General features: G+C 71.4%; 15 protein-coding genes. 10 read left to right on the top strand and 5 right to left on the bottom strand.

Features of this window, described 5'->3' with window-relative positions; translation table 11 throughout:
- The first annotated feature begins 3 nt into the window (after positions 1–3).
- The 10 genes from ACSQ14_RS08840 (at position 4) to ACSQ14_RS08795 (ending at position 9,585) form a co-directional block, all read left to right on the top strand.
- Entirely contained in the window at positions 4–288 is a 285-nt protein-coding gene (locus ACSQ14_RS08840; RefSeq protein ID WP_436011773.1) for a type IV secretion system protein VirB3, read from the top strand.
- Entirely contained in the window at positions 285–2,666 is a 2,382-nt protein-coding gene (locus tag ACSQ14_RS08835) for a VirB4 family type IV secretion/conjugal transfer ATPase (RefSeq protein WP_436011771.1), read from the top strand. The genes ACSQ14_RS08840 and ACSQ14_RS08835 overlap by 4 nt, the downstream gene beginning before the upstream one ends.
- Positions 2,666–3,850, top strand: a complete 1,185-nt coding sequence (locus tag ACSQ14_RS08830) for a type IV secretion system protein (RefSeq protein ID WP_436011769.1) — start codon at positions 2,666–2,668, stop codon at positions 3,848–3,850. Before ACSQ14_RS08835 ends, ACSQ14_RS08830 begins: the two co-directional genes overlap by 1 nt.
- A complete protein-coding gene (locus ACSQ14_RS08825; RefSeq protein WP_436011767.1) occupies positions 3,847–4,557 on the top strand; it encodes a virB8 family protein in 711 nt (236 codons plus the stop codon). Before ACSQ14_RS08830 ends, ACSQ14_RS08825 begins: the two co-directional genes overlap by 4 nt.
- Entirely contained in the window at positions 4,554–5,255 is a 702-nt protein-coding gene (locus tag ACSQ14_RS08820) for a TrbG/VirB9 family P-type conjugative transfer protein (protein WP_436011765.1), read from the top strand. The genes ACSQ14_RS08825 and ACSQ14_RS08820 overlap by 4 nt, the downstream gene beginning before the upstream one ends.
- Positions 5,252–6,379, top strand: coding sequence for a TrbI/VirB10 family protein (locus tag ACSQ14_RS08815; RefSeq protein WP_436011763.1), 1,128 nt, complete (start codon positions 5,252–5,254; stop codon positions 6,377–6,379). The genes ACSQ14_RS08820 and ACSQ14_RS08815 overlap by 4 nt, the downstream gene beginning before the upstream one ends.
- Positions 6,376–7,374, top strand: a complete 999-nt coding sequence (virB11, locus tag ACSQ14_RS08810) for a P-type DNA transfer ATPase VirB11 (protein ID WP_436011761.1) — start codon at positions 6,376–6,378, stop codon at positions 7,372–7,374. The genes ACSQ14_RS08815 and virB11 overlap by 4 nt, the downstream gene beginning before the upstream one ends.
- Positions 7,375–7,408: 34 nt before the next feature.
- On the top strand, positions 7,409–7,996 hold the full coding sequence (lptC, locus tag ACSQ14_RS08805) for an LPS export ABC transporter periplasmic protein LptC (RefSeq protein ID WP_436011759.1): 588 nt from the start codon (positions 7,409–7,411) through the stop codon (positions 7,994–7,996).
- A 16-nt stretch (positions 7,997–8,012) separates the two neighbouring features.
- Positions 8,013–8,765, top strand: coding sequence for an NTP transferase domain-containing protein (locus tag ACSQ14_RS08800; protein WP_436011757.1), 753 nt, complete (start codon positions 8,013–8,015; stop codon positions 8,763–8,765).
- 76 nt (positions 8,766–8,841) lie between these two features.
- Positions 8,842–9,585: a pentapeptide repeat-containing protein gene (locus ACSQ14_RS08795; RefSeq protein ID WP_436011755.1), complete on the top strand. Its 744-nt coding sequence runs from the start codon at positions 8,842–8,844 to the stop codon at positions 9,583–9,585.
- Positions 9,586–9,591: 6 nt separating this feature from the next.
- Here the strand turns inward: ACSQ14_RS08795 and ACSQ14_RS08790 are convergent, their stop codons facing one another.
- From ACSQ14_RS08790 to ACSQ14_RS08770, 5 genes are read right to left on the bottom strand one after another with little or no spacing between them, the layout of a single operon-like run.
- Entirely contained in the window at positions 9,592–10,341 is a 750-nt protein-coding gene (locus ACSQ14_RS08790; protein ID WP_436011753.1) for a nucleotidyltransferase family protein, read from the bottom strand.
- A complete protein-coding gene (locus ACSQ14_RS08785; protein WP_436011751.1) occupies positions 10,338–11,498 on the bottom strand; it encodes a dATP pyrophosphohydrolase in 1,161 nt (386 codons plus the stop codon). The genes ACSQ14_RS08790 and ACSQ14_RS08785 overlap by 4 nt, the downstream gene beginning before the upstream one ends.
- Positions 11,495–12,553, bottom strand: coding sequence for an LptF/LptG family permease (locus ACSQ14_RS08780; RefSeq protein WP_436011749.1), 1,059 nt, complete (start codon positions 12,551–12,553; stop codon positions 11,495–11,497). The genes ACSQ14_RS08785 and ACSQ14_RS08780 overlap by 4 nt, the downstream gene beginning before the upstream one ends.
- Positions 12,550–13,737 carry an LptF/LptG family permease gene (locus ACSQ14_RS08775; protein WP_436011747.1) on the bottom strand — a complete coding sequence of 396 codons (1,188 nt, stop codon included), beginning with the start codon at positions 13,735–13,737 and terminating at the stop codon, positions 12,550–12,552. Before ACSQ14_RS08775 ends, ACSQ14_RS08780 begins: the two co-directional genes overlap by 4 nt.
- A gap of 12 nt (positions 13,738–13,749) precedes the next feature.
- Positions 13,750–14,187 carry an HIT family protein gene (locus tag ACSQ14_RS08770; protein ID WP_436015389.1) on the bottom strand — a complete coding sequence of 146 codons (438 nt, stop codon included), beginning with the start codon at positions 14,185–14,187 and terminating at the stop codon, positions 13,750–13,752.
- Positions 14,188–14,243 lie beyond the last annotated feature (56 nt).

The raw sequence follows: 14,243 nt of genomic DNA, 5'->3' as shown, positions 1-14,243 counted from the left end.
CCGGTGGTGCGGCTCGAGCAGGACCTGGTGTTCGGCGCCCTGACCCGGCCGCAGATGTTCGCCGGCGTGACCTACGGCTACTTCGTGCTGAACGCCGTCGTGACCGCCGAGCTGTTCCTGATCACCAAGTCGTTCTGGTCGCTGGCCGCCGCGGTGTTGCTGCACCTCGCCGGCTACATGGCCTGCCTGAAAGAGCCGCGGATCTTCGATCTCTGGCTCACCCGCATCAGCCGCAATCCGCGCGTGCGCAATTGGCCGGCGTGGCGCTGCAACTCCTACCGCCCGTGAGCCCGCGCCCCGTTCCGCGTCCCGATCCCCGGCGTGAGGCCGCCGCCGGCGACCGCCTGCCCTATGCGCGCCATGTCGACGACCTGACGATCGAGACCCGCGACGGCCTCTTGATGCAGTTCATCCGGCTCGACGGCCTGCGCTTCGAGACGGTGGACACCGAGGAGATCAACTACCGCAAGGCGCTGCGCGACGCCGCCCTGCGCGCCATCGCCAGCTCGCGCTTCGCCCTCTACCACCACGTGGTCCGCCGCGAGGTCGCGCCAACCCTGAGCGCCGAATTCGGCGACGCCTTCAGCCGCGAGCTGGACGCCGCGTGGAGCCGACGGCTGGCGACCAAGAAGCTCTATGTGAACGAGCTCTACCTGACGCTGGTGCGCCGGCCGCTGCAGGGCAACGCCGGCCTGCTCGACAGCCTGCTGCGCGGCCTGGGCGGGGCGGCGTCGGCGGCCCGCGCCCAGGCCGACCACGCCGTCGACCTGCGCGAGCTGTCCGCCGCGCGCGAGGCCCTGACCGCCGCGCTCGCGGCCTACGGCGTCCGGCCCCTGCAGGTCTACGACACGCCGCACGGCCCGGCGTCGGAACCGCTGGAGTTACTCTCCGCCCTGTTCAACGGCGAGACCCGGCCGGTGCTGCTGCCGCCCAGCGACCTTGGCCGCCACCTGCCCTACCGCCGGGTGAGCTTCGGCGCCGAGGCGCTGGAGCTGTCGGCCGCCGGCCGGTTGCCGCGCGCCTTCGCGGCAATGATTTCGGTGAAGGACTACCCGCCGCAGACCGCCGCCGGCCTGCTCGACGACCTGCTGCGGCTGCCCTACGAGCTGACCGTCAGCCAGAGCTTCGGCTTCGTCGACCGCCAGGCCAGCCTCGGCCGCATGAACCTGGCGCTGCGGCGCATGCGCGCCGCCGACGACGAGGCGCTGTCGCTGCGCCAGGGGCTGGCCGCCGCCAAGGACGAGGTCGCCGCCGGCCGCGCGGCGTTCGGCGAGCACCACCTGACGGTGATGGTCCGCGCCGAGAGCCTGGCGAGGTTGGCCGAGGCCTGCGCCGAGGTGCAGGCCGCCTTCACCGACATCGGTGCCATCGCCGTGCGCGAAGACGTCAATCTGGAGGCCGCCTTCTGGGCGCAGTTCCCCGGCAACTTCAAGGACATCGCCCGGAAAGCTCTGATCTCGACGGCCAACTTCGCGGGCTTCGCCTCGGGCCATAACTTCCCGCTCGGCAAGCCCGACGGCAACCACTGGGGCCAAGCGGTCACCCTGCTCGAGACCACCTCGGCCGGGCCCTACTATTTCAACTTCCACAAGCAGGATCTCGGCAACTTCACGCTGATCGGCCCGTCGGGCGCGGGCAAGACGGTGGTGCTGGCCTTCCTGCTGGCCCAGGCCCGCAAGTTCGACCCGCGGATCGTCTATTTCGACAAGGACCGCGGGGCCGAGATCTTCCTGCGCGCCATCGGCGGCCGCTACGACGTGATCCGCGCCGGTCGGCCGACCGGTTTCAACCCGCTGCAGCTGGCCGACACTGCGGCCAACCGCGGCTTCCTCGCCGACTGGACCCAGCGGCTGGTGAGCCGCCCCGGCGAACTGCTCGCCGAGGAGGACGTCGAGCGGATCCGCGAGGCGGTCGACGCCAATTTCGCCCAGCTGCCGGAGTTCCGCCGGCTGCGCTACTTCGCCGAGCTGTTCCGCGGCGACCGGCGGCCACACGGCGCCGACCTCGCCGCGCGGTTGCGGCCCTGGTGGGGCGACGGCGAGCGCGCCTGGCTGTTCGACAACGCCGAGGACGCCCTCGACCTCGACGTCCGCACCCTGGGCTTCGACATCACCCAGGTGCTGGACGAGCCGGCCGTGCGCACGCCGGCGATGATGTACCTGTTCCACCGGGTCGAGCAGCGGCTCGACGGCCACCCGGCGATCGTCGTCATCGACGAGGGCTGGAAGGCGCTCGACGACGAGGTCTTCGTCGCCCGGATCAAGGACTGGGAGAAGACGATCCGTAAGCGCAACGGGATCGTCGGCTTCGCCACCCAGAGCGCCCAGGACGCGCTGGAGAGCCGGATCGCCTCGGCCATCGTCGAGCAGGCCGCGACCCAGATCTTCCTGGCCAACCCCAAGGCCCAGGCCCGCGACTACATCGACGGCTTCGGCCTAAGCGAACACGAGTTCGGCCTGGTGAAGTCGCTGCCCGACACCTCGCGCTGCTTCCTGATCAAGCACGGGACCGACAGCGTGGTCGCACGCCTCAACCTCGCCGGCGAAAGCGAGCTGCTGACCGTGCTGTCCGGGCGCGAACGGACCGTGCGGCTGCTCGACGAGATCCTGGCCAGTGTCGGCGAGAGCCCCGAGGCCTGGCTGCCCCGGCTGCTGGAGCGCGCCTGATGGCCGAGATCTGCGCGGCGGCCGCCGAGAGCGGCCTGGTCGACGGGCTTTTGACCTCGGTCGACTGTCATGTCGCGACCCTGGTGCAGACCGGCTACGGGGCGCTGGCCGGCCCGGACTCCCAGCTGCTGGCGGCCCTGACCAGCGTGCTGGCCATCTATGTCGCGGTGCTCGGCCTGCGGCTGATGCTGGGGCTGGGGGCCCTGCGGGTCGGCGACCTGACGCTGGCGGCGGTGAAGATCGGCCTGGTCCTCGCCCTGGCCAGCAACTGGCCGCTCTACCATCGCCTGGTGTTCGAGACCCTGTTCCACGGCCCCGAGCAGCTGACCGGCGAGCTGCTGCTCGGCTCGGCTTCGGCCAAGCCGATCGAGGCCGTGCGCGGCGCGCTGCAGATGGCGTTCGACGAGATGCAGGCCGCGGCCGCCTTCTACGCCGGCAAGACGCCCGGCGGCGCCTCGCCCTGGCTCGGCGGCGCCGGCTTCAGCGCCGCGGCCCTGAACCTATCCTCGGTGCTGATGCTGAGCTCGACGCTCGGCGTTCTGCTCGGCGTCCGCATCGTGCTGGCCGCCCTGCTGACCGCCGGGCCGGTGTTCCTCGGATTTCTGCTGTTCCCGAGCACCCGCGGCGTCTTCATCGGCTGGCTGCGGGCGGCGATCGGCCTGTCGCTGGCGCCGCTGTTCGCCCTGCTGGCGCTGGTGCTGCAACTGCAGTTGGTCCAGCCGCAGCTCGCCGCCCTGGCGGCGCTGCGCGCGCAGAGCGGCGACGATACGGCCCCGGCGATCGCCGTGCTGGTCATCACCCTGACGACCGCCCTGGTGACCCTGGCGGGCGTGATCGCCTGCGCTGTCGTCGGCTTCAGCCTGCGCCTGCCGCTCGGCCGCACCCCTAACGCTGGACAGACCAGCGGCGCGTCCCAGTCGCCCGCCACCCCGGCCGACCGCCTCGCGACCTTCGCGCCGGCCGCGCTCGCCCCGCCGCCGCGCGTCGCCGCCGTAGCCGCGGCCGCCGCGGCGCTGGAGCGCCGCGAGAGCCGCATGCTGATCGAGGCCGCCGGCGCGGCGCAGTTCTCGGGGCGGTCAGCCTATTCGCCCTCCGCGGCGAGTGCGCCGGCCGCACCCGGTCCCAGCCACCGGCGGCCGGCGCATCCCCTGGCCGCGGCTAGCAGCCAGCGGAGAGACGGATGAAGATGGACAAGCCCGCCTACTACGCTGAGGCCCGGACCTGGGCGCAGGACGTCCACGGCTCGCTGCGCGCCTCGCGCCGCCTGGCCTGGACGATCGCCGGCGTGGCGGTGGCGATCGCCGCGCTGGAAGCCGTCGCGCTGGCCGCCCTGGCCCCGCTGAAAACCGTTGTGCCCTACACCATCCTGGTCGACCGGCAGACCGGCTACGCCGAGTTCGCCCAGGGGCTGAAGCCGGGGGCGCTGTCGCAGGACGCCGCCGTGACCCAGGCCTTCCTCGCCCAGTACGTCATGGCCCGCGAAACCTTCGACGCGCACGACCTGCAGGCCAATTACCGCCAGGTCACCGCCTGGTCGCAGGGCCCGGCGCGCAGCCAGTACATCGGCCTGATGCGGCGCGAGAACCCGCAGAGCCCGGTCAACCTCAACAGCCGTACGACCGTGGTGCAGACCACAATCAAGAGCGTCTCGCTGATCAGTACGACCAGCGCCCTGGTGCGCTTCGAGACCGAACGCCGCGACGGCGACCTGGCCGGCGAGCGCTGCGCCTGGGCCGCCGTGGTCGGGTTCCGCTACACCGCCGCGCCGATGCGCAACGAGGACCGGCTGCTCAATCCACTGGGCTTCCAGGTCACCGCCTACCGCCGCGACTCCGAGACGGTCGGCGCGCCGGCGGCCGGCGTGCTGCAACCCGCTGGAGCCACGTCGTGAAACGGTTCGCGGCGCTGATGGTCATCACCGTCCTGGCGGCGCAGCCGGCCGCGGCCCAGGACGCGCGGGTGCGGCTGGTCGACTACGATCCGGACAAGGTCACCGCGATCCGCGCCGCGCTGGGCTACCAGCTGATGGTCGAGTTCGCCGCCAACGAGCGGATCGAGAACGTCTCGATCGGCGACGCGGTCGGCTGGCAGGTGACCCCGAACCGCCGGGCCAACATCCTGTTCCTGAAGCCGATCGACGGCCAGGCGACCAACATGACGGTGGTCACCGATCTGCGCCGCTATCTGTTCGATCTGCAGCTCGCGCCGAAGGGCGCCAAGGCGGCGCCCGCCTACGCCCTGCGTTTCGTCTATCCGACCCCGATCGCCGCCCAGCCGCTGCCGGCGCGCGAGGCCCAGCCGCAGGTCGCCAACAGCGCCTATTCGGTCACGGGCGCGCCGGCGGCCACGCCGTCGCGGGTCTTCGACGACGGCGAGATGACCTATTTCGAGTGGCCCCCGGAAGCGGCGGCGCCGGCGATCTTCGCGCTGGCGGCCGACGGCTCCGAGAGCCTGGTCAACTACGCCGTCCGCGGGCGCTACGTCGTCGTCCAGCAGCTGGCCCCGCGCTTCGCCCTGCGCGACGGCAAACAGGTCGCCATCGTCGTCAACGCCGGCTTCTCCGGCCACAATCCCGCGAGATCCCGATGACGCCGACGGCCCCCGCCGCCGAAGCGGAGACGCTCGAACTGGAGGCCCGACTGGCCGTGGCGCGCGCGAACGGCGGCCTGCCGACGCCGCTGGCGATCGCCGCCTTCGTGATCCTGGCGATCGCCCTGTTCCTGGTGCTGGACAGCCGCCGTGACCGGGCCGAGGCCCACGCGCTGACCACGCCGGCGTCGGAGGTCCCGGCCAGCGAGCCCGCGCCGCCGCTGCAGTTGCCCGCCCCGCCCGCCGAGCCGCAGTTCGCGTCCGCCCCTCCGGCCGCCCTCCTCGCCCCTCCGCCCGAGCCGACGCCGGCGCAGTCCAGCGCGCCCTCGGACGACGGCCGCGCGCGCCTATCAGCGCCGGCGGTGGTCGTCGACCTCGGCGGCCACGCGCGGCCGATCACGCTGGCCCAGGCCGGCCCAAGCCCACGCCCGCCTCCCACCGGCGACGGCTCGCCGGACATCTCCATGGCTCAGGCGCTGGAGAACCCCGGGGCCCAGAGCGCCGTCGCGACCATGGCCCAGCGGCTGCAGCTGGGCGGCGGAACGCCCGGCGCGGCGTTCGCCACGCACATGGGCGACCTGAGCCTGACCATCCCGCAGGGCGCAGTGATCCCGGCGGTGCTGGAGACTGCCATCGACTCCGACCTGCCGGGCTACACCCGCGCGATAGTCAGCCGCGACGTGCGCAGCTTCGACGGCCGGGCCGTGCTGATCCCCCGCGGTAGCCGGCTGATCGGCCAGTACCGCAGCGCCACGTCGCTCGGCCAGTCGCGCGCCTTCGTGATCTGGTCGCGGGTCCTGCGTCCCGATGGCGTGTCGGTGCAGATCGGCTCGCCAGGCACCGACGAACTCGGCCGCGGCGGGCTGACCGGCGAGGTCGACCGGCACTTCTTCACCCGCTTCGGCGGTTCGATCCTGCTGTCGGTGCTGAACGCCGGGATCGCCGCGGTCGGCGACGGGCCGACCACCACCATCGCCATCGGCTCGCCGGGCCAGGCGACCGCCGCGGCCGGCGCCGTGCAGACGGAGAAAGTGCCGCCGACGATCAAGGTCGCCCAGGGCGAATCGATCCGCATCTTCGTCGCCCGCGACCTCGACTTCTCGGCCGTGGGTCAGGCGCGGTGAGCGTCCAGCCCGCCGCAGTCTATCTGGCGACCTATCTGGCCCAGCTCGCGCCGCTGCTGGCCCGGCCGGACGTGACCGACCTCTACGTCAACCGGCCGGGCGAGGTCTGGGTCGAGACGCTCGCCGGCGGTCTCGAACGGCACGAGGCGACGGGCCTCGACGAGACCACCCTGTGGCGGCTCGCCCGGCAGATCGCCAGCCTCTCGCACCAGGGCGTGAACCGCGAGCATCCGCTGCTCTCCGCCACCCTGCCGGACGGCGCGCGCGTGCAGATCATCGCCCCGCCGGCGACCCGCGGGCCGATGGCGCTGGCGGTCCGCAAGCATGTGACCGCCGACCTCAGCCTGGAAGACTACGCCCGCGACGGCTTCTTCGAGCGGACCCGGATCGACGGCGTTTCGGAAGCCGCCGCCCTCGACGGCGAGCTTCGCGCCCTGCTCGACGCCGGCCGTACGGTCGACTTCCTTCGCCAGGCGGTGCTGCGGCGCAAGAACATCGTCGTCGCCGGCGGCACCTCGACGGGCAAGACCACCTTCGTCAACGCCCTGCTCAAGGAGATCCCGCATCGCGAGCGGCTGATTCTGATCGAGGACGCCGCCGAGGTGCGCATCGAGCATCCGAACGCCGTGGGGCTGCTGGCGGTGCGCGGCGAGACCGGCGAGGCCAAGGTCACCGCGGAGGACCTGCTGCAGGCCTGCCTGCGGATGCGGCCCGACCGGATCATCCTGGGCGAGCTGCGCGGCCGCGAGGCGGCGAGCTTCCTGCGCGCGGTCAACACCGGCCACCCGGGGTCGATCACCACCCTGCACGCCGACAGCCCGGCCGGCGCGATCGAGCAGCTGAGCCTGATGGTCCTGCAGGCCGGGCTCAACCTCGGCCGGGCGGAAATCGCCGCCTATGTCCGCAACGTCGTCGACGTTTTCGTGCAGCTCACGCGCCAGGACGGACGTCGCGCGGTCTCTCAGATCCTGTTCCGGCCATCACTCGACGGGTGACAGCAGGCCGACTGGGGGAGTAGCTAGACCCTCAATGTCCGCCACCGAGGCCCCCGCCGTTCGTCGCCCCAGGCCGTCGCTGATCGCGACCCTGCGCATCGTGCTGCCCTTGCTCGCCGTGCTGATCCTGCTGACGGTGCTGGCCAGCGTGATCACCGGCGCCTTCAACAGCGCCCGCGTCCGCGCCGCCACGACGCAGCCGATCGAGATGATCGCCCCGCGGCTGATCGGCGAGGACAGCCAGAAGCGCCCCTTCGTCATCAGCGCCGCGACCGCGCAGCGCGAGGACGGCAGCACGAACCGCATCCGCCTGAACAATCCGGTGCTGATCCGCGACCAGGACGGCGCCGACCAGATGCGCGTGACCGCCAAGGGCGGGGTCTACGACGAGACCGCCGGCCTGCTGGAGTTGGTCGGCGACGTCAAGATGACCGGCCGGGCCGGCGAATTCACCAGCCCCGCGGCGACCTACAACTCCAAGACCGGCGACATCGTCGGCAAGGGCTCCGTGCAGGCCTCCGGCTCGGCCGGACAGTTGAAGGCCGGCTCCTTCCAGGTTCAGGACCAGGGCGACTCGGTCACCTACAAGGGCGGCGTTCACACGCGCCTCAACGTGAAATAACCCTCAGGAGCCAGCGTTGGATTCTCCCGAACGAGCGATCATCCTCAGCGCCGGCCAGGGTCGGCGCCTCGGGCCGCTGACCGAGCGGCGGCCGAAGTGCCTGATCGAGTTCTCAGGGCGCACCATGCTGGGCTGGCAGCTGCACCGCCTCGAAGTGGCCGGCGTCAAGGAAGCGGTGATCGTCACCGGCTTCGGCGCCAACCTGGTCGACGCCGAGATCGCCCGCATTCCGCACGGCGGGATGAAGGTCCGCACCCTGTTCAATCCGTTCTTCGAACTGGCCGACAACCTCGCCTCCTGTTGGCTGGCGCGGCGCGAGTTCGACCGTCCCGTGCTGCTGCTGAACGGCGACACCCTGTTCGAGACCGAGATCGCCCGGCGGCTGATCGCTGCCCCGGACGGCGAGATCACCCTCGCGATCGACCGCAAGGGGTCCTACGACTCCGACGACATGAAGGTGCAGACCAACGGCCGGCGGCTGTGCGCCATCGGCAAGTCGATCGAGACCTACGACGCCGAATCGATCGGCTTCCTGCGTTTTTCTGCGCCGGGCGCCGACCGCTTCTCGCACGCCGTGGACGAGGCCATGCGCCGGCCGGAAGGCCTGCGGCGCTGGTATCTCAGCGTCATCGACCACATCGCCCACACCACCGAGGCGGTCGCCGTCCAGTCGATCGAGGGCCTGGAGTGGGGCGAGACCGACTTCCCCGAAGACGTCCAGACCAACATCGCGCTCACCGCCCGCTGGGCCACCGCCGAGGCCGCTTAAGCCAGACCGCTACGTCCGAACCTGACGCGCCCGCGCGACAGGCTGCCGGCCTGCGATCACGACGGGAGGGAACGCGATGGGCGACGTCAAGCTTGGGCCAGGCCGGCTCTACGAGGGGCAGGACCTCGCGGACGGCGACTATGCGAACGCCGACCTGACCGACGCCCAGTTCGTGAACTGCAGCTTCGGCGCGGCCGAACTGCAGAACGCCGCGCTGCAGGGCGCGCGCTTCCGCCAGTGCCGGTTCGGAGCCGTGCGGTTCGCCAGCGCCGACCTGCGCGACGCCCGCTTCGAGGAGTGCCAGTTCGCCCACGCCAGCGCCCAGGGCGCACGCTTCGCCTTCTGCCGGCTGGAAGAGGCGCGCTTCGAACGCTGCGAGCTGTCGTTCGCCCGCTTCGAGCGATGCGAGGCCTACAGCCTGGAGATGGACAGCTGCAACCTTCGGGGCGCGGCGTTCCAGCGGGTGGATTTCAGCCGCACCTTCGGCCGCGGGCGTCCGCTCTGGAGCGGCGCGCTGCGCAGCTGCAACCTCCAGCTCGCCGACCTGAACGGGATCCGGCTGCCGGGCTGCGACCTCTCGGGCTCGAGCCTGCGCGAGGCCGTGCTGTTCGACGCCGACCTGGAAGGCTGCGACCTGCGCGGCTGCGACCTGGTTCAGGCGTTGACCGCCGGCGCCAAGCTGGCCCGTGCCGACCTGCGGCAAGCTCAGCTCGCCGGGCTGGACCTGACCCAGCTGGCCAGCCGCGAAGATCTGAAGATCTCCCTCGACCAGGCGACCACCCTGCTCGCCGGCATGGGCGTCGACGTCCACGCGACTTGACGGGATTTAGGCCTCGGTCAGCGAACGCACGAGATCCAGGTCGGCCGGCTTGTCCACGTCGACGGCGGCCAGACCGAAACGGCTGGGGACTGCAGCAACGGTCGCGCCGCAGAGCCGGCTCAAGCGCGCCAGCGCTTCGGCCAGCGTCACCCGCCCCAGCAGGTAGCGCACCAGGGTGAGCGGCCCGAGCCGGCGGATGATCCGCCAGGGCCGCTTGCGGTCCGCCTCGATGCTGCGCCAGAGCTGGATGGCGGCCAGGCCGCGCGCGTTGCGCAGCAGAAACAGGTTGCAGCCGGACCACTGATCGTCGGCGAACTTCAGATAGGTGCGCTTGGTCCCCGGCGCGTCGGCCTCGACCACCTCGCGGCGGGCAAGCAGCACGCAGACGTCCGCCGCCGCCGGCGCGTCGGCCACGAACTGGGCGACCCACTCGGCCTGCAGCAGCGCATGGTCCGAGGTCGTCACCAGCACCGGCGTCCCCAGCCGCTCGACGCCGCGCAGCGCGCTGAGGCTGGGGCCGGCCTCGGCCGGCAGCACCTCGGCTCCGAGCTCGCCGGCGAGCGCCATCACCTGCGGATCGGAGGCGGAGACCGCGATCTGCTCGACCCCGGCGCCGCGCAGAGCGGCGACGACGCGGGCGAGCAGCGTCCGGCCGTTGAGCACGATCAGCCCCTTGTGGGACACCCCGGCGTAGGCGGCGGCGGGGTCGGTTTCCGGGCGGGCGCCCGCCAACACCAGGGCGCGCGTCACGGTCATGCCAGGCTCTTCTCGTAGAGCCGGTAGGTCTTGTAGATGCGCGAGTCGACCGCCTCGAGGATCCGCCGCATCGGCCAGTTGTCGTCGAGGATCCAGGACAGCTCGACCGTCTCATAACCGAGCTTGCGGGCCTCGCGGCGCGCCGCGTCGATCAGCAGAAAGGGCAGCATCTGCCCGCGCCGGGAGCCCTGGAACCTGCGCCGCACGCCCATCAGCGGGACGCGGGCGCTCTTCACCCGGCTCACCTTCAGCCGCCACAACAGCTTGGCCCAGCCGAACGGCGCAAGCCGGCCGTTCAGGTCGCGAATCGCCTCGTTGACGTTCGGCAGGATGACGATGAAGCCGGCGATCTCGCCGTCCAGCTCGGCGAACCAGGCCAGCCGCGGATCGACGACCAGCTTCAGCGACTTGGCGAGCTGCGCCGTTTCCGCCGGGGTGGTCGGGGTGAAGCCCCAGTTCTCTGACCAGGCGTCGTTGAGGATCTCGGTGAGGACGCCCACCTCCTCGTCGTAGCGCTTCATGTCGAGCATGCGCAGGCGCACGCCCGCCGGCGGACCACGGTCCACCAGCTTCTGCACCTTCGGCGGCAGGTCGTCCGCCATCCGGCTGAGGTAGGCGTAGACGTCCTTGATCCCGCGATAGCCGAGCGCCTCGACCTGCGCCGCGACGTATGGGGCGTCATGTCCCATCAACAGCATCGGCGGGCAGTCGAAGCCGTTGACCAGCACGCCGACCTCTTCGTTGATCGACAGGTTGAACGGCCCCTGGGCGCGGGCGCAGCCACGCTCGCGCAGCCAAGCTTCAGCCGCGGCGAACAGGGCGGCGAAGATCGTCGGGTCGTCCTCCGCGGCGATCATGCCGAAATGGCCGGCGGGCGGACCGCCGTCGCCAGGCGCGAGCTGGTCGATCTGGGCGCTGATCCGGCCGACGTCGCGGCCGTCGCGCACGGCCAGCCACAGCTGCACCTCGGCGTGGGCGAAGAACGGATTGGTTTTCGGCGTCAGCGCCTCACGGCGCTCCATCATCAGCGGGGCGATGTAGTTCGGATCCGCCGCGCTAAGCCGCATCGGAACGCGAATGAAGCGGTCGAGCTCGGCGGCCGAGGCGACCGGCGTGACGGTCACCTCGCCCGCGTGCGGCGCACGAGCAAGCATCATCCCTCCTGGTAGAGCAGCGCGGTGGCGCCGAGCGCCGCGAACATCGTCGGCGCGGCCCAGGCGCCGAGGACGGCCGGGATGTTGCCCGCCTCGCCCATCGCCGAGAAGACCCCGTCGATCACCATGAAGACCAGCCCGGCCCCCAGGCAGGCGACCATGGTCCGCGCCCCGCCGCTGCGGAAATTGATCAGCAGGACCGGTCCGGCCAACAGCAGCATGACGAAGGCCGAGAACGGGGCCGACCAGGCCCGCTGCAGGGCGGTCTCGTAGAAGGACGGCGGCCGGGCCGACACCCCGCCGGCCAGCGCCCGCCGCGCCGCACTCGGCGCCACCGAGGCGTCGCCGGCGAAGATCGCGCGCACATCCGCCGGCTGCGGCCCAGGCCGCCAGACGATCTCGCGCGCCGCGCCGTGTTGGACGCCGGTGGCGCTCAGGGTCTCGAACACCGGCGAGGCGAGCCGCCAGCCATCACCCTCGTAGGTCGCCGCCTCAGCGCGCAGCCGTTCGATCAGGCGCCCGTCGGCGTCGCGGCGATAGATCCGCACATCGGTCAGCCGCCGCCCGGAGTCGGCGGCCGCGCCGGCGCTGACGATGTCGTTGCCGACCCGGAAGCTGCGCGGGCCCGCGGGCGCCTTCTCCGTGGCCGGGGTGCTGCGGCTCCACCAGGCGTCCAGCGCCTGTTCGGCCCGCGGCGCCAGCCACTGCACGCACAGCAGGTGCAGCGCCACCACCGTCAGCATCGCCGGGGCCATCCGCATGAGCAGCTGGTAGACCGACACGCCGGTCGAGCGCAGCGCCACGACGGCGTTTTCCCGGGCGAGCTGGGCGAAGGCGAACAGGCAGCCCGCCAGCACGGCGATCGGCGCCACCTGCTGGATCAGCGTCGGCAGCCGCAGGGTGGAGTAGTAGAGCACGCCGGCGACGCCGAGCTTGCGCTCCAGGATTTCGGTGGTGGCGTCCAGCAGATCGAGCACCTGCAGGATCGACACCAGCACGACCAGGGCCGCAAGTACGCGCGTCCCGAGCAGGCGCAGCAGATAGCGATGCAGGATCACGCGGCGGCCTTTTCTTCGCGGCGCGGCTTCGTGAAGCGGACGATCAAGTCGCCGAACCGCTCAGCGATCAGCCCCACCGGCGTTTCGCCGGGCCGCTTGCTGCTGGTCATGAAGGTCACGATGCAGATCGCCGCGAAGATGAAGAACGGCCCGCCCACGGCGAGGGCCGGCGCCGCCTTGCCGCTCGCCGCCAGGCTCTGGCCGAGTTGCAGCGTGTGCTGGAAGGCGATCAGGATCAAGCCGGCGATGATGATCCCCGGCGCCCGCCCGCCGCGCTTCGCCGAAAGCCCCAGCGGCACGGCCAGCAGCGGCAGCAACGGCAGGGAGAACGAGCGCGCCAACCGCGCATAAAGCTCGGCCAGCAGCTCCGATCGCGGAATCATCGAATTTGAGCGCGCCGCCTGTCGCACCAGCTCAGCCAGGGTGAGTTCGCGGGCGTCGCGGCCGCGGCCGCGCAACAGGGTCTCGGCGCTGGTCAGCGGCAGGTCCAGGCCGAAGCTCTGGAAGCTGAGCACACGGGCCGCACCGCTCGTCGCGGTGCTGAACTGCTGGCCGTCGGTCAGCTCCAGACGCACGTGCACGCCGTCGGGATCGCGGATCAGGCGACCGCTGCGGGCGGTGGTCACCTCCTCGCGTCCGTCATCCAGCGTCCGGCGGATGAACACGCCGCCAAGCTCTTCGCCGGTCGCGTTCACCCGGTCGGCGGTCATCATCAGGTTCGCATCCGGCGCGAAGAAGGTCTGTGGCTCCGCCGTACCGCTCCAGCCGGCCGTCTCGGCCGCGTGCAGCACCGCGCGATAGGCGTAGCGGCTGTAGGGCTGGAGGAAGCCGAACAGCACAAGGCTGATCAGCATCAGCACCGAGGCGAGCGCCAGGTAGGGCACGACGAGCCGGGTCAGCGAGACCCCGCTGGCCAGTAGGGCGTCGATCTCCGAGCCCTCGTTCAGCCGCGTGACAACCACGAACAGCGCGATGAACAGGCCGGCCGGCAGCGTCAGCCCGAGGTAGTGCGGCACGAGGTTGGCGGCCAGCTGCATCACGAAGCCGAATCGCCCGCTGCTTTCCGACAGCAGGTCGAGCAGCCGCAGCACCCGCTCCAGCAGCAGGGCCACCAGCGTCACGCCGAGCGCCGCGCCCAGCGGGCCCAGCGTCATCCGCAGAATGTAGCGGTCGAGAAGTTTCACGCGCGGCCCCGGTTAGGCGGCCGACCAGAGCGCGCGCAGGCGCTCGGTCAGCGAATCGAGCGCCGCGGCGTCGAGGTCGATCGCCGGCGACAGCTTCGGCGGTCCCGGCCAGCCCTCGTCGATGAACGACCGCCCCTCGAAGTCGCGCCCGCCCTCGTAGCGGGGCAGCACATGGAAGTGCACGTCGCGGTCGACCATCATCAGCATGAGGTAGTTGATACGCGCGTAGCCGACGAACTGCGACAGGGTCCGCTCGACCCCGCGCGTCACCGTCGCCAGATCGGCGAAGGCCTGCGGGCTCAGGTCGGAGAAAGCCTCCACCGGCTCCTTGCAGACCAGCACCAGAGAACTCAATGTGGGTTGAGAGGGGCGAACAAGCACAAGCCAGCTCGCCGTTTCAGCGACCAAGCTACGCGGATACCCAAACTTCTGAGCCGTCGGATTCGTCATGAAGCCAGTTTCGGCGGCAAAACGGGCCGCGGCCACGACATTAGGAATTCAGTTCA

The sequence above is a fragment of the Phenylobacterium sp. LjRoot219 genome, assembly GCF_964252995.1.
Taxonomy (GTDB): Bacteria; Pseudomonadota; Alphaproteobacteria; order Caulobacterales; family Caulobacteraceae; genus Phenylobacterium.
The sequence above is the reverse complement of the archived record's forward strand: the minus strand, read 5'-3'. Positions and strand labels throughout refer to the sequence as shown.